The following is a 20851-nucleotide window of genomic DNA, read 5'->3' as shown; positions in this document are numbered from 1 at the left end:
ACGGCCCACCTCACGCGCTCAGCACGATGACCGAGCACCGGCGGTCTTCCAGCAGACGGTGCGAGACGGCGCCGAAGTTGAGGCGGTCGCCGAAGCGGGGTTGCACGCCGAGCACCAGCAGATTGTGTTTGCCGTGATGGATCTGGTGCAGCACGGCTTCGTCGACCTTGCCGCCGGCGAGCAGACGGGTGCGAAGCTTCACACCGTTACGCCTGGCCAGCGCATGCAGGTTCTCCATCATGGCGGCTTCGGCGGCGTCAGGCTTCAGTACGCGCGGGCGCCAGCGCCGATGCAGCATGCCGGGCGCAACCCGCGCGGACACGTGGAGCGCCGTGACGGGCGCGTTCGCCGCGCGCGCCAGCGTGATCGCGAGTTCGGCCGCGTGCCGCGAGTAGTCGGTGCCCGATACGGGCACGAGGATGTTGAGCGGCGCATCGGGCTTGCGCGCATGTTCGCCGTGGGCCAGCACGATGCCGATCGCGCCATCGAACGCCTTGGTGAGCGGTAGCACGCCCGTGGGCAAGGGCAGCGGCGGGACGTCGGAGTCCGTCTCCTCGCCCGGGGCGTCGAATCCGGCGATCACGAAGCCGTAGCCCTTGGCGATTTCGTCGGAAATGCGATTGGCTTCGTGGCTGCGGTCGGGTTGCAATGCTTCCTGCTCGCGCGCCGCGTCCGACGGATCGCTCGCCACGAAATCGCCTGTCTCGGTCGCGTTGCTCACGCGCTTGTCGTCGTGCGCTTCACCCACCGGGTCATGCTTCGGGGCGCCATGATCGTTCGACGTGTCTGCCGATGGCACCTTGCCGGCGCTCTCCTTGACAGGCCCATGCGGTAAATCCGGCGTCTTCTGCGGCGCCTTGCCCGTGCGCTCGCGCAGCACCAGACGCGCCGCCTCGCGCGCCTTGTCGGCGCCTGAATCGTCTTCGACCCCCGGTGTGCCGGGCGCGCGTGGCGCCGCCAGTGTGGCGGCCGCGAGCGCGATATCGTAGGCGTCGCGCCCGTCGCTTTCGCCGTCGGCCGCGTGGGCGGGTGTGTCCTGGCCGGCTGGCTTGTCCGAGGCTTCAGAGGGCTCGCGGGTGTCACGCGCCGCCGCGCCGTCGTTCGTCTTGGTGGGCGATGGGGCGAGTACGGTCGTCAGTGTGCCGCGCACGCCGGCCGTCAGCCCGGCGATCCATGCGGCGAAGCGCCCGTTGGCGCTGCCGTCCACGGCGGCCAGAATCCGTTCGACGTTCGGCAGGAAGTCCTTCTCCTCGGCCGCCTCTTTCTCGAGCCGCGCTTTCTCCTGCGCCGAGAGCGGAATGCGCACGAGTGCCCGTCGCAGCACAGGCGGCATGATGAGTGTGGTGATCAGCGCCATGACGACGACCATGGTGAACAGGTCCTGGCTGAGCACGCCCAGCGAAAGCCCGATGCTCGCCACGATGATCTCGGTGGAGCCGCGCGCGTTCATGCCGGTCGCGAGTGCCAGCGCTTCGGCCGACGACATGCCGCCCAGGCGCGCGCCAGCGAAGCCGCCGGTGAATTTGCCCACGCTCGCGATCAGGATCAATCCGGCGACCAGACCGAGCATGCGCCAGTCGAGCAGGATCGTCAGATCCACCGACAGGCCCGCAACCCCGAAGAACACCGGCGCGAAGAGCGCAACGATCAACCCGCGCAGCTGTGCCTCGATCTGTTCGGTGAGAATTGGCGACTGCCCAATCATGACGCCGGCCATGAACGCGCCCAGGGCGGTATGCACGCCGAGCTTGTCGGTGGCGAGCGCCAGCACGAAGGTGATGACGAGAATCGCGCTGAGCGCGGGCATCTCGGCGGTGAAGCGATCGTTGGTCCAGCGAATGGCGACAGCCACGGCACGTTTGCCCACGGTGAAACACAGCACGATGAACAGCAACGTGCCCCCCAGGCTGATCGACAGATGGCCGAGATCGATCGAGCCGCTCGCCCCCAGGCCGGCGATGGCAGCGATGATGATCCAGCCGGTGGTGTCGTCGAGAATGGCGGCCGCCAGGATGATCTGGCCGATGTTGCGGCGCAGATAGTCGACTTCGCGAATGACCGTCGCCACGACTTTGACGGACGAGATCGACAGCGCGGTGCCGAGGAAGAGGGAGGTGACCAGCCGGGCCTCGGGATGCGGCAGGAGATCGTCGGGTAGATGCCAGCCAAGCGCAAAGCCGCAGGCGAAGGGAACCACCATGCCGCCGGCCGACGCGAAGATGGCCATTCGCTTCATGCGGCGAACGAGGCCCAGATCGGTTTCCAGCCCGGTGGACAGCAGCAGTAGCAGTACGCCCAGTTCGGCGACCGCGTCGAGCATCCTTTTCTGCGCTTCGGTATCGGGAAAGACGGCGTGCTGCCAGGCGGGCATCAGAGCGCCGAAGACGGACGGGCCGAGCAGCACGCCGGCCAGCAACTGCCCCATGACCGCCGGCTGGCGCAGGCGCTGCATGACCTCGCCCAGCAATCTGCCGACAAGGACCAAGAGGAGTAGTTGGGTGAAGAAAATTGCCGTGCCATGGCCTGCGTGCATGTGCCTCCCTGCAAGTCGTCCGACAGGTGGGACGACGCACGGCCGGGTCGGGAACCCGGCGCGCGCATGCGCGTCCGTACCGATTTGCCCAGTTTTGCGATTACCATGCATACCATGCGTCAAGCGGGCGGCTGCATTCGATGAGTGACGGCCACCGTCCACGCAATTTACCACGCTCGATAGGACCTATGATCGATACCCAACTCGCCAGTTTCGATGCCGACGTGCTGGCCGTCTCGCATCAAGTGCCGGTGCTCGCCGATTTTTGGGCGCCGTGGTGCGGCCCGTGCAACGTGCTCGGACCGTTGCTGGAAAAGCTGGAAGCCGAAGCGCAGGGTCGCATTCGTCTCGTGAAGATCAACGCCGATGAGAACGCGCAGCTTTGCGCGGAGTATGGCGTGCGCAGCCTGCCGACGGTGGTCGCCTTCGTCGACGGCGAGCCGGTCGACCAGTTCGTAGGCGCCTTGCCCGAGGGGCAGTTGCGCGCGTTCATCGATCGGATCGTGCCGAATCCGGCGGAGATGGCGCGCCGCGTGGCGCGCGAGGCGTTGACGGCAGGTAAGCCCGAGGTCGCGCGCGACGCGTTGCAAGCCGCGCTGGCGCTGGATCCCGCGCATGACGAAGTGCGTCTCGATCTGGTCGACGTGCTGCTCGGCATGGGCGAGGTCGACGGCGCGCGCGCGGAGCTGACGCTGCTCTCGCCGCGCACGGCGGCCAGTGGCGACGCTCGCATCGCCGCGCTGAACACGCGCATTGCCGCCGCCGAGCAGGCGAGTCATCTGCCGCCCGCGCAGGCGCTGCTTGCGCGCGTGCAAGCGGATCCTGACAATCTGCAGGCGCGGCTCGATCTTGCCAACCGCTATCTGGCGGATCGCACCTACGAACCGGCATTGCAGGCGTTGCTGGACATCGTGCAGCGCGACCGCGCGTTTGGCGACGACGCCGCACGCAAGTCGATGCTGGCCATCTTCGATGCGCTCTCGGAGACGGACCCGGCCACGGTGGCCGCGTGGCGCCGCAAGCTGAGCGCGGCGCTCAATTGAGTCCACTTTGTTGACATTTTTTCCTCACGCTGATGACTGCTCCCGCTCTGATCACTTTCGCACCCGCCCAGGCGGGTGAAGCCATCTTCGACCACCCCGCGCAAGCGCGTCGCCTCGAAGGCAATCCGCAACGGGTGACGCGACCGTTCTACACGGACGCGCTGGGCGAGTTCGATTGCGGCGAATGGACGTGCGAACCCGGCGCGTGGCGCATTGCCTTTGGTCCGCATCGTCAGGAATATTTTTCGGTGATCGAAGGACGTATTCGCATCAGCGACCTCGACGGCAACGCGTCGGAGTTCGGGCCGGGGGACGCCTGTGTGATTCCGGCGGGCTTCGAGGGCGTGTTCGAGGTTGTCGAACCGGTGCGCAAACACTTCGTGATGTTCGAGCGCAAGGCGCAATCATGAGGCGCCTCATTTTTTTCTGCGGTCACGCCGGGGCGGGCAAGACGACGCTGGCGAAGCGCCTGATCGGCCCGCTGATTGCGCGCAGTGGGGAAGCGTTTTGTCTGCTCGATAAAGACACGCTTTATGGTGCTTACAGTGCTTCGGTGATGGGCGCGTTGACGGGCAATCCGAATGACCGCGACAGTCCAGTGTATTTGCAGACGTTGCGCGACCCCGAGTACGCGGGACTGCTGGACACGGCGCGCGAGAATCTTCGTCTCGGGGTGAACGTGCTGGTGGTCGGACCGTTCTCGCGCGAGTTGCGCGAAGGGCGGTTGTTCGATCGCGCGTGGCTGGGTGTCGATGACGACGTGGGCGTGCATGTGGTCTGGGTCGAGCTCGGCGAGGCCGATGCGAAGGCGCGCATCGTGAGCCGAGGCAATCCGAACGACGCTTATAAGCTGGCGCATTGGGACGATTACCGGCTGCGCCGGTTCTCGCCGTCCGCCGAGGCGTTCCCGCAGCTGGCGCGCTACGACAATACCGCGCCGACGGCGGAAGACGACGAGCGTCTGCTGCAAACGTTGCTGGTGCAGACTCGCTGATATTCGAAATACGTTCCTAGGGAATTGTCCGAAAAGGGATTCCCGCGAGGAAGATCGGGGCAGGGCGTTGCTAAGGTACGGACACTTTTCGCTCTGTCCCCGCCTCGATCATGTTCCTGCCACCTTGCTGGTTGTCATCGTCTGCGGCCCGTGTCGCAGGTCGCTTACGCGCATGTTTGCTTCGTGCGTTGACGGCTTCGGCCGGGTTGGCGGTCGTTATCCCGATTGTGGCGCACGCAGGCGCGCCGCCTGTGCCCGGACTGCCACGGGTGAATATGGCGGCGATCCCGTGGTCGTTGGCGGAGTCGGCGGCGGCCTATGGCGACGACGCTTCGGCGCTCGCCTCGATGTCAGATGCCTCCCCGACGATGGCACGCATTCGCGAACGCGGACGCATCGTGCTGGGCTATCGGCAAACGGCGGTTCCATTTTCTTATGTGGATGCGCAGGATCAGCCAATGGGGCTGGCGTGGGCGCTGTGCCAACGCGTTGTGCAAGCGTTGCAACGCGAGATGGCGATGCCCGACCTGCGTATTACCGCCGTGCGCGTGATCGAGCAGATGCGCGGGCCGCTGATCAAGGGGGATGCCATCGACATCGATTGTGCGCCGTCGACCGTCACGGCCGCGCGCGAGCGACAGGTGGCCTTCAGTCTGCCGTATTACGCCGCGAATGTCCGCCTCATGGTTCGGCAGGGCGCCGGGATTCGTTCGATCGACGATATGCGCGGATTGCGGCTGGCCGTGGTGCAAGGCACGACCGCCGAGCGGCTGGTGCGCGCCCGGCACGCGCGGGCAGGATTTCAGCTCTTGATGGCGCGCGACTACGACGACGCGTTTCGTATGCTGCGCGAGCATCGCGCCCAAGCGCTCGCGCTCGACGACGTGCTGCTCGAAGGCCTGCGCGCCACCAGCAAGTCGCCTGACGCTTTCCGTATCGTCGGACCACCGCTGGCGACTCAGCCCGAGCACTACGCCTTCGTGCTGCCCAAGGACGATCCGGCGTTCAAGACGCGTGTCGATGCCGCACTCGCGGACATCTTCCGCAGCGACGGCATGCGGCAACTCCAACGCGAGTCGCTTCAGACCGCCGTGCCGCCTTTCGGGCATGTCCTTCGGGTCGTCCCGTCGCCCGACGTGCTCGCGATTTGGGAAGCTGGGGCGCGTTACGGGGCAAGCGCTGATGGCATCACCCACGCCCCGGAGCGCGACACCTCCGCTGCGTCTTCCTCCCCACGCGGCTGACTCGCCTCGGGAATCCACTCGCGCCCCGTCCCTCAAGACGCGATATCGCCCCTCCTCGACGGACCGGGGCCCCTTTCCGCCGCTCAGACATAAACCCAACTCGCTGCAGAAAGGGGCCCCGGTCCGTCTCTTCCCCGCCCGCGATCACGGCGAGTCGATGTTGACGCTGGAAACCGGCCGCGCCAAAGCCTTCGCCCTGGACGACGCGCTGCTCGCCGGTCTGCGCGCCACCGCGCGCAAGCCAGGCGACTTTGTCATTGTCGGTGGGCTTTTTGCATTGTCGGGGCGCTGTTTTTACGCGTTGTTTACACCCCGTTTATCCCTTTTATCTCCGTCTTTACGCGTCGATCCGTATCGTTCAAGGCACGGCTGGCATGCGCATGCAAGGGCGCGTCGCGTCCGTGGCGTGCCAGCCGCCACACGATAGGGAGTTGTCATGGACTGGCTATATCTCGGCGTCATCGCGGTGTTTGCTGCCTCGACCGTCGGCTTTGTCGCGTTTTGCGCGTCGGTAGGAGGGCAGCAATGACCGCCATGTATTGGCTGAGCGGCGGACTCACGATCGCGCTGCTCGCTTATCTCGTCTACGCGCTCTTCAAGCCGGAGGATCTGGCATGACGCTCAACGCCTGGATTCAGCTCGGCGTTTTCCTCGTCGTGCTGCTGGTGCTGGCACGCCCGCTCGGCCGCTTCATGGCCGACGTGCTCGCCGGCGAATCTCGCGTGAACCGCTGGTTCGCGCCCCTGGAACGCGCGCTCTACCGCCTGTGTGGCATCGATCCCGAAAAGGAAATGCACTGGCGCGCGTACGCGATCGCGCTCGTCGGCTTCAACGCGCTCGGCGCCTTGGCGGTCTACGCCCTGCAACGCTGGCAAGTCTGGCTGCCGTTCAATCCGCAAGGGTTGGGGGCCGTTACCCCGGACTCGTCGATGAATACGGCCGTGAGCTTTGTGTCCAATACCAACTGGCAAGGCTACAGCGGTGAGTCGACCATGAGCTATCTCACGCAGATGCTCGGTCTGGCCGTTCAGAACTTCATGTCGGCTGCCACCGGCATTGCCGTGGTGGTCGCACTCATTCGCGGCTTTGCCCGTCACACGGCACAGACGATCGGCAACTTCTGGGTCGATATGACCCGCATTACGCTCTACATTCTGGTGCCGCTTTCGGTCTTGCTTGCAGCGGCTTTCATGAGTCAGGGCGTGATTCAGAACTTCAGCGCTTATCAGGATGTCACCACGCTGCAAGCCACGCATTACGACAATCCGGTGCTTGGCCCGGACGGTCAGCCGAAGCTCGACGCCGCCGGCAAGCCGGTGACAACGCCCGCCGTGACGCAGACGCAAACCCTGCCGATGGGCCCGGTCGCCTCGCAGGAAGCGATCAAGATGCTCGGCACGAACGGTGGCGGCTTCTTCAATGCGAATTCGGCGCACCCGTTCGAGAACCCGACGCCGCTGTCGAACTTCCTTCAGATTCTGGCGATCTTCCTGATCCCGGCGGCGCTGTGTCATATGTTCGGACGCATGGTCGGCGATCGTCGCCAGGGCCTGGCGCTGCTCGCCGCGATGACGATTGCGTTCTCGATTGCCGCCGTGGCCACGGTCTCTGCCGAGCAGGCCGGCAATCCGGTGCTGACGACGCTCGGTGTCGATCAGCAAGCGAGCGCCACGCAGGCAGGCGGCAACATGGAAGGCAAGGAGACGCGCTTCGGTATCGCGGCCTCGGGCATTTTCGCCACGGTGACGACGGCGGCGTCGTGCGGCGCGGTCAACGCGATGCACGATTCGCTCACGCCGCTGGGCGGGCTGGTGCCGATGCTGCTGATGCAGTTGGGCGAGGTGATCTTCGGTGGGGTGGGCTCGGGCCTGTACGGCATGCTCGTCTTCGCGATGCTCGCGGTGTTCGTGGCCGGGCTGATGATCGGCCGCACGCCGGAGTATCTCGGCAAGAAGATCGAAGCGTTCGAGATGAAGATGGTCGCCGTGGCCGTGCTCATGACGCCGCTGCTGGTGCTGCTCGGCACGGCGCTTGCGGTGCTGGTACCGGCAGGGCAGGCGGGCGTAGTGAATCCGGCGACGCACGGCTTCTCGGAAATTCTCTACGCCTATAGTTCGGCCGCGAACAATAACGGCAGCGCATTTGCCGGGCTGTCGGCCAACACGCCGTTCTACAACAGCACGCTGGCGATCGCGATGTGGTTCGGCCGCTTCTGGGTGATTGTGCCGGTGTTGGCGATTGCCGGTGCCCTCGCCCGCAAGAAGCGCATCGCCGCGACCTCGGGCACGTTGCCTACGCATGGTCCGCTGTTCGTCGTGCTGCTGCTCGGTACGGTGCTGTTGGTGGGCGCGCTGACGTATATGCCCGCGCTCGCACTCGGTCCGGTCGCCGAACATCTGACGATGATCGGCGCGCATTGATTATTGAAATGAGGCATTCGAGGCACTCATGAATCAACCCTCAGGAAATACCGTCACCCGGCCGGCGGGCAAAGGGCACACGTCGACGTCACTGTCGATGTTCGACCCCGCGATCGTCAAGCCGGCCATTGTCGACTCGTTCCGCAAGCTGCATCCGCTCACGCAAGCCCGAAACCCGGTGATGTTCGTGGTGTACGTGGGCAGCCTGCTCACGACGGTGCTGTTCGGCATGGCCGTGGCGGGCCACGCCGAGGCGAGCGCGCCGTTCATCCTCGCCATTACGCTGTGGCTGTGGTTCACGGTCTTGTTCGCGAATTTTGCCGAAGCCCTGGCGGAAGGCCGCAGCAAGGCGCAGGCCGCCTCGTTGCGCCAGGCCAAGAAGAACGTGCCGGCCAAGCAATTGCGCTCGGCCCGGCGCGACGCGGAGTGTCTGGTTATCGATAGTGCCAGTCTGCGTCGCGGGGATTTCGTGCTGGTCGAGGCGGGCGATGTGGTCCCGGCCGACGGCGAAGTGGTGGAAGGCGTAGCGTCGGTCGACGAATCGGCGATCACAGGCGAATCCGCGCCCGTGATTCGTGAGTCGGGCGGCGATTTTTCGGCCGTCACCGGTGGCACGCGCGTGCTCTCGGACTGGCTGGTCATGCGCGTGACGGTCAACCCGGGCGAGGCATTCCTCGACCGCATGATCGCCATGGTGGAAGGCGCGAAGCGGCAGAAGACGCCGAATGAAATCGCGCTCACGATCCTGCTCGTCGCGCTTACGCTGGTGCTGCTGCTCGCCACGGCGACGCTGCTGCCGTATTCGATCTACAGCGTGTTCGTCACGCAAGCGGGGCATCCGGTCACGATTACCGTACTCGTCGCGCTGCTGGTGTGTCTGATTCCGACGACGATCGGCGGGCTGCTCTCGGCCATCGGCGTGGCCGGCATGAGCCGCATGATGCAAGCGAATGTGATCGCCACGTCGGGGCGCGCCGTGGAAGCCGCGGGCGACGTGGATGTGCTGCTGCTCGACAAGACCGGCACGATTACGCTGGGCAACCGTCAGGCATCGAAATTCGTGCCGGCCCCGGGCGTGGACGAGCGCACGCTGGCCGACGCCGCGCAACTCGCCTCGCTGGCCGACGAGACGCCCGAAGGGCGCAGCATCGCTGTGCTCGCCAAGCAGCGTTTCAATCTCCGTGAGCGCGAAATGGGCGGTCTGCACGCGCTGTTCATCCCGTTCTCGGCGCAAACGCGCATGAGCGGGGTGGACCTTGCGGACAAGCAGATCCGCAAGGGCGCAGCAGACGCGCTCAAGCGCTACGTGGAATCGGCCGGCGGCGTATGGCCGGTGGCGCTGGCCAGCGCGGTCGACGAGATTGCGCGTCGCGGCAGCACGCCCCTGGTGGTGGCCGAGCAAGACACACTCGGGACCCGCGCGCTGGGCGTGATCGAGCTGAAGGACGTGGTCAAGGGCGGCATCAAGGAGCGCTTCGCCGAACTTCGCCAGATGGGCATCACGACGCTGATGGTGACGGGCGACAACCGTTTGACGGCGGCAGCCATTGCGGCCGAAGCCGGGGTCGACGACTTCCTCGCCGAAGCCACGCCGGAAGCGAAGCTCGCGACGATTCGCAAGTACCAGGCCGAAGGCAAGCTGGTGGCGATGACCGGCGACGGCACGAACGACGCCCCGGCGCTTGCCCAGGCGGATGTGGCGGTGGCGATGAACTCGGGCACGCAAGCCGCGAAGGAAGCGGGCAACATGGTCGACCTGGATTCGAATCCGACCAAGCTGATCGAGATCGTCGAGATCGGCAAGCAGATGCTGATGACGCGCGGCAGCCTCACCACGTTCTCGATTGCGAACGACGTGGCGAAGTACTTCGCGATTATTCCGGCGGCGTTTGCCACGACGTATCCGCAACTCGATGCGCTCAACGTGATGCGCCTGGCGAGCCCGTCGTCGGCGATTCTGTCGGCCGTGATCTTCAACGCGCTGATCATCGTGGTGCTGATTCCTCTGGCGCTCAAGGGCGTGAAGTATCGCCCGGTCGGGGCCGCGACGCTGCTGCGCCGCAATCTTCTGATTTACGGTCTGGGCGGGATCCTGGTGCCGTTCGTCGGCATCAAGGTCATCGACATGTTCATTGCCGCGATGGGCTGGGCCTGATCGCGCGGCGCCCGAACGCAATGGCCGATGGGTCTTGCGTTCGGGCCACATTGCTGAAACTTCAAGGAATCGATGTCATGAAATCCCTTTTGCGTCCGATGCTCAGTTTGTTCGTCGTGCTGTCGGTCATTACAGGGCTGGTGTATCCGCTGGTCGTGACCGGCATCGGCCGCGCGGCATTTTCTCGCGAAGCCGTCGGCAGCCTCATCTACAAAGACGGCAAGGCGGTCGGCTCGTCGCTGATCGGCCAGAATTTCGATGAACCGAAGTACTTCTGGGGACGTCTGTCGGCCACCGCGCCGATGCCCAATAACGGCGTGTCCTCGGGTGGCTCGAACTTCGGCCCGCTCAACCCCGCCCTCGCCGACGCCGTAAAGGCACGCATCGCCGCGTTGCGCGCGGCGGATCCGAGCGCAACCCTGCCGGTGCCGGGCGATCTGGTCACGGCCTCGGCCAGCGGTCTCGATCCGGCCATCAGCCCGGCGGCCGCCGAGTATCAGGTCACGCGCGTGGCGAAGGCGCGTGGCCTCGCCCCCGACGCCGTGCGCGCGCTGGTTGCGCGATACACGCAAGGCCGTCAGTGGGGCATATTCGGAGAGCCCCGGGTGAATGTTCTGGCGCTGAACCTCGCGTTGGACGCCCTGACGCACGGCAGCGTCTGAAATGGGTATCCACCGGGCGAGGCAGACCGGAGAATGGCTGGTCTTGCCTCGCCGCCTGCGGTAGATTGGCGGCACGCCCGGCGCGTATCGCCTTTTGACGTCATCGGGCAACCGATGCATCGACGCGAGCCTCGCCTGATGGCGAGGCGCTCGCTTTTCTGATGGATGAATTCGATGGCTGGCATGGAACGCCCTGATCCCGATGAACTGCTCGGCAAGCTGCAGCGCGAGGAAGCCCGCGAGCAGCGTGGCCGGCTGAAGATTTTCTTCGGCGCGTCCGCCGGGGTGGGCAAGACGTTCGCGATGTTACAGGCGGCGCGCAAGCTCAGCGAGGAGGGTACCGACGTGGTGGTCGGTGTGCTGGAGACGCATGGCCGCGACGAAACGGCGCGCTTGCTGGCGGGGCTGGAAGTCCTGCCGCAGAAGTCGGTCGACTACCGCGGCCGCGTGCTGCGCGAATTCGATCTCGACGGCATGCTGGCGCGCAAACCGGCCGTGGCGCTGATCGACGAACTCGCCCATGCAAACGTGCCGGGCATGCGTCACCTGAAGCGCTGGCAGGACGTGCAGGAATTGCTCGCCGCCGGCATCGACGTGTACACCACGCTCAATGTGCAGCATCTGGAGCGACTCAATGACGTGGTCGGACAAATCACCGGCATTCGTGTGTGGGAGACGGTGCCCGATCGCATCTTCGATCTGGCCGACGAAGTGAAGTTGGTCGACCTGCCGCCGGACGAACTGCTCGAGCGCATGCGCGAGGGCAAGGTGTACATGGCCGCGCAGGCCGAGCGCGCGGTGCGCAACTTCTTCCGCAAGGGCAATCTCATCGCATTGCGCGAACTGGCGCTGCGTCGCACGGCCGATCGCGTCGATGCGCAAATGCGCGAGTACCGCGCCGATCAATCGATCAGCCAGGTGTGGCAAGCCCGTGAGCGGCTGCTCGTCGCTATTGGCCCGGGCCCGGAGGGCGTGGCGCTCGCCCGCGCGGCCGCGCGGCTCGCCGCGAGCCTGCGTGCCGACTGGCTGGCCGTACATGTCGAGACGCCCGCCATCCTGCGGCAATCGCCGGTGCGTCGAGAAAGCACCTACGCAACGCTCAAACTCGCTCAGGAATTGGGCGCCGAAACGCTCACGCTCGATGGCGCGGACGCGGCGACCACGCTGCTCGCCTACGCCCAGATGCGCAACGTCTCGAGATTGGTGGTGGGCGCGAGCGGCGCACGGCGCGGGTGGACTGCCCGCACGCCGCTGCACGAGCAACTTTTGCGTCGCGCACGCGGCGTGGACGTCGTGTTGATCGGACCGGCGGCAGGGGACGCCGTGGCCGACAAGCGCGTGGTGCGCGGCGACTGGCGCGGCTGGTTCGAAACGGCCCCGGAGCTGGGGCTCGTGGGCGGGCCCTGGCGTGCCTATGCATGGGCCGTCGGTATCTGCGGCGCCGTGTCGCTTGTCGCGGCGGAACTCACGTCGTTCCTCGATCTGGCCAATATCGCCATGTTGTACCTGCTCGGCGTGATCGTGGCGGCCATGCGGCTTGGGCGTGGTCCAGGGGTGCTCGCGTCGTTTCTGTCGGTGCTGGCGTTCGACTTCTTTTTCGTGCCACCGAAGATGTCGCTGTCGGTGTCCGACACCCAGTACCTGCTGACGTTCGCCGTCATGCTCACCGTCGCCCTGGTCATCAGCCATCTGACAACCAGCTTGCGGTTCCAGGCGCGGCTGGCCACGTGGCGCGAGCGTCGCACGGGCGCGGTGTACGCCATGGCCCGCGAACTGGCGGCGGCGCTCACTACGCCACAGATCGTGGAAATCGGGTCGCGCCACGTGCGCGAAGTGTTCCAGGCGCGCGTGGCGCTGCTGCTACCCGACAGCCAGGGCAGTGTGCGCCAGCCGGTCGAGAACGCGCAGTCGGAAACCATGCCGGCGCACATCGATACCGATGTCGCCCAGTGGGTGTATGACCGTCAGCAAGCGGCGGGGCGGGGGACCAACACGTTGCCCGCGTCGGACGCCTACTATCTCCCGCTTCGCGCGCCGATGCGCACGCGGGGGGTGCTGGTGGTCGCCCCGGCGCCGGAGGGCGGCGGCGCCATCGACACGCCGGATCAGCAGCGTTTGCTCGATACGTTTGCCGCGCAGATCGCGCTCGCGCTCGAGCGTGTTCATTACGTCGAGATCGCGCAGGATGCACTGGTGACGATGGAGTCCGAGCGGCTACGCAATTCCCTGCTCTCGGCGATCTCGCACGATCTGCGAACACCATTGACGTCCATCGTGGGTTTTGCCAGCATGCTGAGCCGCAATGCCCAGACGCCCGGGCCGTTGCGCACCGAACTCGTCGAGGCCATTCACGAGGAGGCGCAGCGCATGACGGGGCTCGTGACCAATCTGCTCGACATGGCGAAGTTGCAAGCGGGCGGCGTGCAGCTCAACCGTCAGTGGCAGATGCTCGAGGAAGTGGTGGGTACGTCGTTGCGCGCCTGCCGCCGATCGCTCGCCGGGCATGAGGTGAGCACGCGGCTGCCGGCCGACTTGCCGTTGCTGCGCTTCGATGCCGTGCTGATGGAGCGGTTGTTCACCAACCTGCTGGAGAATGCCGCGAAGTATTCGCCCGCGGGCTCGCATATCGAAATCGCCGCATGCGTGCAGGGCGACGAGGTCGAAGTGAGCGTAAGCGACGACGGGCCGGGTCTGCCCCCGGGCATGGAAGGGCGTATCTTCGAGAAATTCATGCGCGGGGAAAAGGAGTCGGCCAAGCCCGGTATCGGACTCGGACTAGCGATCTGTCGCGCCATCGTGGAAGCGCACGGCGGTAGAATTCACGCCACCAACGGACCCGACGGTCGTGGCGCGCGCTTCATCTTCACGTTGCCGATCGAAACGCCGCCGATGGCGCCGGAGAGTCTGGAGGGCCCGGAAGACGTCCATGCGGATTTGCCCGCCGACCCGCCGCAGACATCCCGTACCCCCGACGCCAACGCGACCCAACAACATGAGTGAACCGACCATCACCGTCGTGGTGATTGAAGACGAACGACAGATCCGCCGGTTTTTGCGCACCTCGCTTGAGGCCGAAGGCATGGTCGTGCACGAGGCGGAAACGGGGCGGCAGGGCATGGTCGAGGCCGCTACGCGCAAGCCGGATCTGCTCATCGTCGATCTGGGACTGCCGGATGTCGACGGCGTGGAGGTCATTCGCGAAGTGCGAAGCTGGACCGATATGCCGATCATCGTGCTGTCCGCTCGCAACGAGGAGGCAGAGAAGGTCGTGGCGCTCGATGTCGGTGCGGACGACTACCTCACCAAACCGTTCGGGGTGTCGGAACTGCTCGCGCGGATACGGGCGCAATTGCGACGTCATCATCGTGGCGGCAATTCGGAAACGCTCGACGAAGCGTTCTCGTTCGGCGACATCCACATCGATCTGGCGAGACGCAAGGTCACGCGCGCGGGAGACCCGGTGCATCTGACACCGATCGAGTACCGGCTGCTGATCACGCTGGTGCGTCATGCGGGGCGCGTGTTGACACACCGGCAATTGCTCAAGGAGGTGTGGGGGCCGTCGCACGTCGAGAGCCATCACTACCTGCGCATCTACATGGGACACCTGCGGCAGAAACTGGAGGTCGATCCGGCACAGCCGCAACACATTCTCACGGAGACGGGGGTCGGCTACCGGCTCGAGATCGACGCCATCGGCTGAGTGCTTGCGGAGCATGCCGCAAGGGCGAGTTCGCGTAGCGGTGCGATCCCGGAGGCCTGGGCATCGGTGCAAGGGGTGACCGCGGCGCGCGAGCTTTGCTAAAATCGTGCGGTTCCCTGAGCGATGTCCGGCGATCGCCCTGGCGGTGAGATGCCAAGTTGCAGCTTCGCGACGTTGGCGTTCTGCCATGTCATTCGACATCCAAAGGAACCCCGTGACGGGACGACCCGTTACGAGGATCGCTTGTCTTCCGGGGACGACCCCGATTTCTCTATCGGAGTCAGTCATGGCCTGGATGCTATTGGTTATTGCCGGTTTGCTGGAAGTGGCGTGGGCCGTCGGCCTCAAGTACACGCAGGGTTTTTCGCGTCTCTGGCCGTCGGTGTTCACGATTGGCGCAATGATCGGCAGTGTCTGGCTGCTCGCATTGGCCGTGCGTTCGCTGCCATTGGGCACGGCATACGCGATCTGGACCGGTATTGGCGCCGTCGGTGCATTCGTGCTGGGCATTATGCTGTTCGGCGAGTCGGCCTCCGCCGCCCGGATTGCCAGCGTGACGCTGATTCTGGCGGGCCTGGTCGGGTTGAAGTTGACCGCAGCCTGAAGGGCGCCTGCCGTTTGCGCCGGCCACGCCAAATCCTCAATGTCCGGCATCGGTGGTGCGTTGCCCCAGCGCGCGGCATAATGACGCGGTAGCGGTCGAGTGACCGTTCGGTGGCTGTTCCGCGAGGGTCGTTCGCCGACTGTACGCCACCGACGCGTCACTTGTGACGTCAGTCCGGCGGGTAGGGGCGGTTCGCGTCCTCCCCGATGGCCATTGCCGCGTCGGCGGTACCCGACGCGTGATCGTGCGACGCCGTCATATCGGCGGCAGTGAGGTCGCCATGCTTGAATCGATTGCACTGGGTGCGGGGCTGTCTTGGGGCAGTGGCCTGCGGTTGTACCTGACGGTGTTCTGCGCGGGAATGGCTGCGCGTCTGGGCTGGTTGCATCTGCCGCCCTCGTTGGTGGTGCTGACGTCGACGTGGGTGATTGCCACGGCCGGCGTGCTGGCGGCCATCGAGTTCTTCGCCGATAAAATTCCCTTTGTCGACAGTGCCTGGGACGCCGTCCACACGTTCATCCGCATTCCGGCCGGCATCGTGCTCGGCGCGGCGGCGCTGGGACAAATGGATCCGACCGTCACGGTGCTGGCGGGGCTGGCGGGCGGTGCGTTGGCAGGCACGGCCCATCTGGCAAAAGCGGGTAGCCGGGCGCTGATCAACACGTCGCCGGAACCTTTCTCCAATGTCGCGGCCTCAGCCGGCGAAGATGTGTCGACGGTGGGCGGACTGGCGCTGGCGTTTTTCCTTCCCGCCGTTTTTCTCGTGATGTTATTGATCTTCGTCGTGCTTGCGTGGTGGTGGCTGCCCCGCGTGTGGCGAGGTTGGCGCTCATTGCTGGCGCGGGTCAAAGGATTGAAAAACGATGGGGTTCACTGACGTTGCTCGCCAGGCATGGCGGATGTTCCTGCGCGATTGGCGCGCAGGCGAGTTGCATCTGCTTCTCGTGGCGTTGTTGCTGGCGGTCGGTGCACTCTCCAGCGTGGGGTTTCTCTCGGATCGGATGCAGGGCGGGCTTGAACGCGACGCCCGCCAGATGCTCGCCGCCGACCTCGTCGTGCGCAGCGACGCTCCCCTGTCGCCGGCATTTGCGCGTCAGGCGCAGGCCGATGGACTGGCCACCGCCGTCGTCGCCAACTTTCCCAGCATGGCCAGCGTCCCGGGCGAACACGGGCAAGTCGGCGCGAGCCGTCTATCGTCGCTCAAGGCCGTGAGCGACGGCTATCCATTGCGCGGGCGAGTGCGCACCGCCCCCGATGCCGGCGCCGATACGCCGGATGCACCCGCCGCGGCCATCCCCGCGCCAGGCACGGTGTGGGTCGACGCCGCGTTGCTCGATGCCCTGCACGTCAAGCCCGGCGAGTCCATTCGCGTGGGCAACCGCACGTTGCGCATCGCCGCCGTCATCACGCGAGAAATGGATCGCGGTTTCGGCTTCGGATCGCTGGCCCCACGCGTCATGATGCGCTTCGACGAATTGCCGTCGACGGGGCTGGTGCAGTTCGGCAGCCGGATCACCTACCGGCTGCTGGTGGCGGGCACGGACGCGCAGGTCGCCAGATTCGCCGCGTGGGCGCGGCCGGCCGCTGAACAGGCGCGCGGCGTGCATCTCGAATCGCTCGAGGAAGGACAGCCGCAGGTGCGCCAGACGCTCGATCGCGCCGAGCGTTTTCTCTCGCTGGTGGCCTTGCTCGCCGCCGTGCTGGCGGCGGTGGCGGTGGGCATCGCGTCGCGTCGGTACAGCGAGCGCCATCTCGATGCCTGCGCCGTCATGCGTTGCCTGGGCTTGTCGCGCCGCGCGTTGCGCGGGATGGTGACGCTTGAATTCATCGGGCTTGGCCTAATCGGTGGCGTATTGGGCATCGCGCTCGGCTACGCGGCGCATTGGGTGCTGCTCGCCCAGTTGGGAGACGTGATCCCGGCGGGGTTGCCGGCGCCGACGTGGCGACCGGCGGTCGTCGGTCTGGCGAGTGCGCTGGTCATGCTGCTCGGTTTCGCGTTGCCGCCGTTGCTGCCGCTCTCCGAAGTCGCGCCCCTGCATGTGTTGCGTCGCGATGTCGTGGGTGGGGCGCGCAGGCAAGGGGGGCTGGCGTATGGCGCGAGTGCGCTGGCCTTCGGCGCGCTGTTGCTGTTCGCGGCGCGAGACCTGCGTCTCGGGGCGATGGTGGCGGGCGGCTTCGCGGCGGGCGCGGTGGTGTTCGGCGTGCTCGCCTGGCTCGCCATCCGCCTGCTGGCAGCCTGGGCCAGGCGTCGCGGTGCGGCGGGCGGGGCGATGGGCGGCATCGGGTGGCGCTACGCCGTGGCGGGATTGCGTCGCCGCGGGCTCGGCAGTGCGTTGCAGGTGGTGGCGCTCGGGCTCGGGTTGATGGCGCTGTTGCTGCTTGCCGTCACGCGTAACGACCTGGTCGCGGGCTGGCGTCAGTCGAGCCCGCCCGACGCGCCGAACCGCTTCGTCATCGATATTCAGCCGGGGCAGGACGCGCCGGTGTTGGCTCAGTTGCGCGCGGCGGGACTGCCAAACGTGCAGCTCTCGCCGATGATTCGTGCGCGTCTGACGGCGATCAACGGCAAGCCGGTGACGGGCGATAGCTACGCGGAAGTGCGGGCGCGGCGACTTGCGGAGCGTGAGTTCAACCTGTCGTACACGGCGGTGCTGCCCGAAGGCAATCGCGTGACGGCCGGACAGTGGTACGGCGATGCCTCGACGCCCCAGGTCTCGATGGAAGAGGGCATCGCAAAGACGCTCGGGCTGACCCTTGGCGACACGCTGCGCTTTGAAGTCGCGGGCCAGCACATCGACGCACCGATCACGAGTCTTCGCAAGCTGGACTGGGGATCGATGCGCGTGAATTTCTTCGTGGTGATGCCGCCCGCCGCGCTGCGTGATTTTCCGATGACGTGGATCACGTCGTTCCATCTCGCGCCAAAGCAACAGGGCGTGGCCGATGCTCTGGTGCGCCAGTTCCCCAATGTGACGGTGATCGACACGGGCGCCTTGCTCGCGCAGATCCAGCAAATCCTGTCGCAAGTCATCGACGCCGTGCAAGCGCTCTTTGTCTTTACGCTCGCGGCGGGCGTGCTGGTGCTGTATGCGGCGCTTGCGGGCACGCGAGACGAGCGCATGCGCGAGAGCGGTATCTTGCGCGCGTTGGGGGCGTCGTCGCGGCAGCTTCGCGATGTGCATCTGGCGGAACTGGTGACCGTGGGCGCGTTGGCCGGGTTGCTGGCCGCGTTGGGCGCCGGCGCTCTCGGATGGGCGCTGGCACGCTACGTCTTCGAGTTCGCGCTGCACTTCAATCCATGGCTGCCCGCGCTGGGCGTCGGGGCGGGCGTGCTGTGCGCGCTGATCGGCGGATGGAGCGGTCTGCGGGCGGTCCTGCGTCAATCGGCGCTGCGCACGTTGCGCGAGGCCTGACGCCCGTCAGCGAAGGTGCGGCATCGTGCCGCTCGCGCACGCGTGGCAGACGCGATGGGCCTGGGGCACAATAGCGGGCATGACGACCGAAAACACTCCGCAAACTCCGCAGACGGACGACGACGCGCAGGACGCTGCCGCGCAACCGACGGCCTTTACCCTGCTTGGCGGCGAGGATCGCGTGCGCGAACTCGTCGACCGCTTCTACGACCTGATGGACCTCGAGTCCGAGTTCGCGGGCATTCGTAGCCTGCACCCAGAGTCACTTGGCGATTCGCGCGACAAGCTCTTCTGGTTCCTGTGCGGATGGCTGGGCGGACCGAATCACTACATCGAACGGTTCGGGCATCCGATGTTGCGCGCCCGCCATCTGCCGTTCCCAATTGCCACGAGCGAGCGCGACCAATGGTTGCGCTGCATGGCGTGGGCCATGCAGGACATTGGCGTCGAAGCATCGCTACAGGAACGGCTGATGCAGGCGTTCCATGGCACGGCGGATTGGATGCGCAATCGGGCGGGTTGAGGCAACCGGTAGCGCCTCGGCAGGCACCCTTTGCCCCCGTCGCGGCGACAGGGGCGATTGGGATGTGTCAGACGTTCGTGGCTCGTTCGGGCAGGGCGGCACGGGCGTGCGACGACGGCGGGTCCGGATCGGGCGTGCCAGCGCGTTGCGTTGCCTGTCCGAATTCGGATGTGTCCGATCGGTATCGGCCTTCCTGTCCGAACGGGCTCTCATAATTCAACTGATGCTCGACGAGATCCAGCGATCGACGCGCCTCCATCGCCGTCATCCACTCGATCAGCCCTTCGGTGGCGATGCCCCCGAACGCACGATAAGCGGCAGCCGAAAACCCCATGCAGGATTGCAGCGAGTCGATGTCGAGCGTGTCGCCGGGCGGCGCTTCCGACGGGGCCGCAGACGGCGTTGGCCCGACACGGTTCGATAACTCGGCCATGGCGTGATGCTCACCGGCGATTCTGCCGGCCTGATTGAAGAACACCATCATCGAGGCGCCCAGCAAGGTCGTCTGGTATTTGGCCCCATACCGCTCGAGGTGTTTCGACCCCAGAAGGGCACCCGCCGAGGTCAGCCAGGCGGTGTTCTTGATGTCGGCCGTCGTCGTCGAGGGCGTGCAGTACTTGCCAATGGCGACCGTCAAATCCATCAGGCTGGACAGCGTCGCCAGGGACGCCGTTGCGAGCGTCACGTTGTGGGCGGTCGCCAAGGCACTGTCGTCGTAGATCTCCTTGATGTTGTTCAGGCTGGCCACGCTTAACGACGCCAGGCTGAGTCCGAAATTTCCCACGTGTTGCATCAAGGCGGTAAAGCGGCCAACGGTGGACGGCGACGGCCGTAGTCGATGCGGCGAGTGTGCGTCGTCTTGCATCGCGCCGAGGGCGATTCGCACTTCGCCCGCAAGCGATGCTTCGTTCGTCGCAGTGGCCGACGCGTTGACGGGGGCAGGCTGGGAGACGTAGTGGGGCGTGGGCAGGGCGTCAAGTCTGGGCATGAATGGGCTCCGAGGGATGGGGTCAGGGGGCGTCGATCAGACGCGTCAGCTTGTCGTGTAGATCAGAGGGGCGGCCGGTGCGACGCACCATGTCGAGCGCATCGCTTGCCATCTCGCGGGCGGTCTCGACATCGCCATTGCGCTGCATGCACACGGCGGCGAAATACAAGGGCTCGGGGTCGCCATAGTCCCGCGCAACCGCGATCATCAAGGGGGCGACGGCGTGTCGATAATCGCCGAGCTGACAAAGCACGTAGCCGAATGCCTTGTGGGCATCCGTGCGTTTCGGATAGGCGAGGCAGAGGTCGGCAAAGGCGCGTGCGGCACCGACGAAGTCGTTGGCCGCGCAGAGGGCATACGCATGAGAGAAGGCTTGCGACGCGATCGGCGAATCGATCGACGACGTGGCCGGTGATGCGGTCGGCGACACGTTGGGTGAAACCGCGTCAGAGGCGCAACGCTGGGCGCCGTCGGTTCGTGGGGGGAAATGCGTTTGGCCGTTTGGCACCGTGTGGCTGGCCCGGACGTGGGTTTCACCGGCGGCGTGGGGGGCTGAATATCGCTGCATG

The 20851-nt window shown here is 65.9% G+C and carries 17 protein-coding genes and 1 pseudogene; 15 read left to right on the top strand and 3 right to left on the bottom strand.

Annotation, left to right across the window (positions count from 1 at the left end; translation table 11 throughout):
• Window positions 1-10: 10 nt before the first annotated feature.
• Window positions 11-2533, bottom strand: a complete 2523-nt coding sequence (locus tag BGP02_RS03880; protein ID WP_286797836.1) for a cation:proton antiporter domain-containing protein — start codon at window positions 2531-2533, stop codon at window positions 11-13.
• A gap of 191 nt (window positions 2534-2724) precedes the next feature.
• On the opposite strand from BGP02_RS03880, the gene trxA reads away from it, so the two are divergent.
• The 15 genes and pseudogenes from trxA (at window position 2725) to BGP02_RS03805 (ending at window position 19294) form a co-directional block, all read left to right on the top strand.
• Complete coding sequence (gene trxA, locus BGP02_RS03875; RefSeq protein ID WP_286798169.1) at window positions 2725-3576, top strand: thioredoxin; 852 nt, start codon at window positions 2725-2727, stop codon at window positions 3574-3576.
• A gap of 32 nt (window positions 3577-3608) precedes the next feature.
• Window positions 3609-3986: a cupin domain-containing protein gene (locus tag BGP02_RS03870; RefSeq protein ID WP_017231675.1), complete on the top strand. Its 378-nt coding sequence runs from the start codon at window positions 3609-3611 to the stop codon at window positions 3984-3986.
• Window positions 3983-4570, top strand: a complete 588-nt coding sequence (locus BGP02_RS03865; protein ID WP_017231676.1) for a P-loop nucleotide/nucleoside kinase family protein — start codon at window positions 3983-3985, stop codon at window positions 4568-4570. Before BGP02_RS03870 ends, BGP02_RS03865 begins: the two co-directional genes overlap by 4 nt.
• Before the next feature lie 275 nt (window positions 4571-4845).
• Window positions 4846-5814, top strand: a complete 969-nt coding sequence (locus BGP02_RS03860) for an amino acid ABC transporter substrate-binding protein (protein ID WP_286797833.1) — start codon at window positions 4846-4848, stop codon at window positions 5812-5814.
• A gap of 136 nt (window positions 5815-5950) precedes the next feature.
• A pseudogene (locus tag BGP02_RS03855) lies at window positions 5951-6079 on the top strand (amino acid ABC transporter substrate-binding protein); the annotation flags it as partial.
• A 260-nt stretch (window positions 6080-6339) separates the two neighbouring features.
• A complete protein-coding gene (kdpF, locus tag BGP02_RS03850; RefSeq protein WP_017231679.1) occupies window positions 6340-6432 on the top strand; it encodes a K(+)-transporting ATPase subunit F in 93 nt (30 codons plus the stop codon).
• A complete protein-coding gene (kdpA, locus tag BGP02_RS03845) occupies window positions 6429-8234 on the top strand; it encodes a potassium-transporting ATPase subunit KdpA (protein WP_286797830.1) in 1806 nt (601 codons plus the stop codon). The genes kdpF and kdpA overlap by 4 nt, the downstream gene beginning before the upstream one ends.
• A 28-nt stretch (window positions 8235-8262) precedes the next feature.
• Window positions 8263-10389: a potassium-transporting ATPase subunit KdpB gene (gene kdpB, locus BGP02_RS03840; protein WP_286797828.1), complete on the top strand. Its 2127-nt coding sequence runs from the start codon at window positions 8263-8265 to the stop codon at window positions 10387-10389.
• 77 nt (window positions 10390-10466) lie between these two features.
• Window positions 10467-11051, top strand: coding sequence for a potassium-transporting ATPase subunit KdpC (gene kdpC, locus BGP02_RS03835; RefSeq protein ID WP_017231682.1), 585 nt, complete (start codon window positions 10467-10469; stop codon window positions 11049-11051).
• Window positions 11052-11234: 183 nt separating this feature from the next.
• On the top strand, window positions 11235-14051 hold the full coding sequence (locus BGP02_RS03830; RefSeq protein ID WP_261938408.1) for a DUF4118 domain-containing protein: 2817 nt from the start codon (window positions 11235-11237) through the stop codon (window positions 14049-14051).
• Complete coding sequence (gene kdpE / locus BGP02_RS03825) at window positions 14044-14754, top strand: two-component system response regulator KdpE (protein WP_017231396.1); 711 nt, start codon at window positions 14044-14046, stop codon at window positions 14752-14754. Before BGP02_RS03830 ends, kdpE begins: the two co-directional genes overlap by 8 nt.
• 286 nt (window positions 14755-15040) lie before the next feature.
• On the top strand, window positions 15041-15358 hold the full coding sequence (sugE, locus tag BGP02_RS03820) for a quaternary ammonium compound efflux SMR transporter SugE (RefSeq protein ID WP_017231395.1): 318 nt from the start codon (window positions 15041-15043) through the stop codon (window positions 15356-15358).
• Window positions 15359-15638: 280 nt separating this feature from the next.
• Window positions 15639-16235, top strand: coding sequence for a DUF4126 domain-containing protein (locus BGP02_RS03815; RefSeq protein WP_026131485.1), 597 nt, complete (start codon window positions 15639-15641; stop codon window positions 16233-16235).
• Window positions 16222-18771 (top strand): ABC transporter permease, encoded by a 2550-nt coding sequence (locus BGP02_RS03810; protein WP_286797821.1) that lies wholly within the window; start codon window positions 16222-16224, stop codon window positions 18769-18771. The genes BGP02_RS03815 and BGP02_RS03810 overlap by 14 nt, the downstream gene beginning before the upstream one ends.
• A gap of 79 nt (window positions 18772-18850) precedes the next feature.
• Complete coding sequence (locus BGP02_RS03805) at window positions 18851-19294, top strand: group II truncated hemoglobin (protein ID WP_017233267.1); 444 nt, start codon at window positions 18851-18853, stop codon at window positions 19292-19294.
• Window positions 19295-19361: 67 nt separating this feature from the next.
• Here the strand turns inward: BGP02_RS03805 and BGP02_RS03800 are convergent, their stop codons facing one another.
• Both BGP02_RS03800 and BGP02_RS03795 read right to left on the bottom strand, forming a co-directional pair.
• Complete coding sequence (locus tag BGP02_RS03800) at window positions 19362-20282, bottom strand: hypothetical protein (protein WP_286797818.1); 921 nt, start codon at window positions 20280-20282, stop codon at window positions 19362-19364.
• A 22-nt stretch (window positions 20283-20304) separates the two neighbouring features.
• A complete protein-coding gene (locus BGP02_RS03795) occupies window positions 20305-20712 on the bottom strand; it encodes a hypothetical protein (protein WP_286797816.1) in 408 nt (135 codons plus the stop codon).
• Between the last annotated feature and the right edge of the window lie 139 nt (window positions 20713-20851).

This window comes from Pandoraea sp. 64-18 (genome assembly GCF_001899225.1).
GTDB lineage: Bacteria > Pseudomonadota > Gammaproteobacteria > Burkholderiales > Burkholderiaceae > Pandoraea > Pandoraea cepalis.
Note: the sequence above shows the minus strand (reverse complement) of the source record. Positions and strands in the feature narration are given on the sequence as shown.

Excerpts from the sequence above, each read along its gene's own strand:
- BGP02_RS03880 (WP_286797836.1), bottom strand. The coding sequence starts at position 2,533 with ATGCACGCAGGCCATGGCACGGCAATTTTCTTCACCCAACTACTCCTC.
- BGP02_RS03870 (WP_017231675.1), top strand. The coding sequence starts at position 3,609 with ATGACTGCTCCCGCTCTGATCACTTTCGCACCCGCCCAGGCGGGTGAA.
- BGP02_RS03865 (WP_017231676.1), top strand. The coding sequence starts at position 3,983 with ATGAGGCGCCTCATTTTTTTCTGCGGTCACGCCGGGGCGGGCAAGACG.
- BGP02_RS03860 (WP_286797833.1), top strand. The coding sequence starts at position 4,846 with ATGGCGGCGATCCCGTGGTCGTTGGCGGAGTCGGCGGCGGCCTATGGC.
- kdpF (WP_017231679.1), top strand. The coding sequence starts at position 6,340 with ATGACCGCCATGTATTGGCTGAGCGGCGGACTCACGATCGCGCTGCTC.
- kdpA (WP_286797830.1), top strand. The coding sequence starts at position 6,429 with ATGACGCTCAACGCCTGGATTCAGCTCGGCGTTTTCCTCGTCGTGCTG.
- kdpB (WP_286797828.1), top strand. The coding sequence starts at position 8,263 with ATGAATCAACCCTCAGGAAATACCGTCACCCGGCCGGCGGGCAAAGGG.
- kdpC (WP_017231682.1), top strand. The coding sequence starts at position 10,467 with ATGAAATCCCTTTTGCGTCCGATGCTCAGTTTGTTCGTCGTGCTGTCG.
- BGP02_RS03830 (WP_261938408.1), top strand. The coding sequence starts at position 11,235 with ATGGAACGCCCTGATCCCGATGAACTGCTCGGCAAGCTGCAGCGCGAG.
- kdpE (WP_017231396.1), top strand. The coding sequence starts at position 14,044 with ATGAGTGAACCGACCATCACCGTCGTGGTGATTGAAGACGAACGACAG.
- sugE (WP_017231395.1), top strand. The coding sequence starts at position 15,041 with ATGGCCTGGATGCTATTGGTTATTGCCGGTTTGCTGGAAGTGGCGTGG.
- BGP02_RS03815 (WP_026131485.1), top strand. The coding sequence starts at position 15,639 with ATGCTTGAATCGATTGCACTGGGTGCGGGGCTGTCTTGGGGCAGTGGC.
- BGP02_RS03810 (WP_286797821.1), top strand. The coding sequence starts at position 16,222 with ATGGGGTTCACTGACGTTGCTCGCCAGGCATGGCGGATGTTCCTGCGC.
- BGP02_RS03805 (WP_017233267.1), top strand. The coding sequence starts at position 18,851 with ATGACGACCGAAAACACTCCGCAAACTCCGCAGACGGACGACGACGCG.
- BGP02_RS03800 (WP_286797818.1), bottom strand. The coding sequence starts at position 20,282 with ATGCCCAGACTTGACGCCCTGCCCACGCCCCACTACGTCTCCCAGCCT.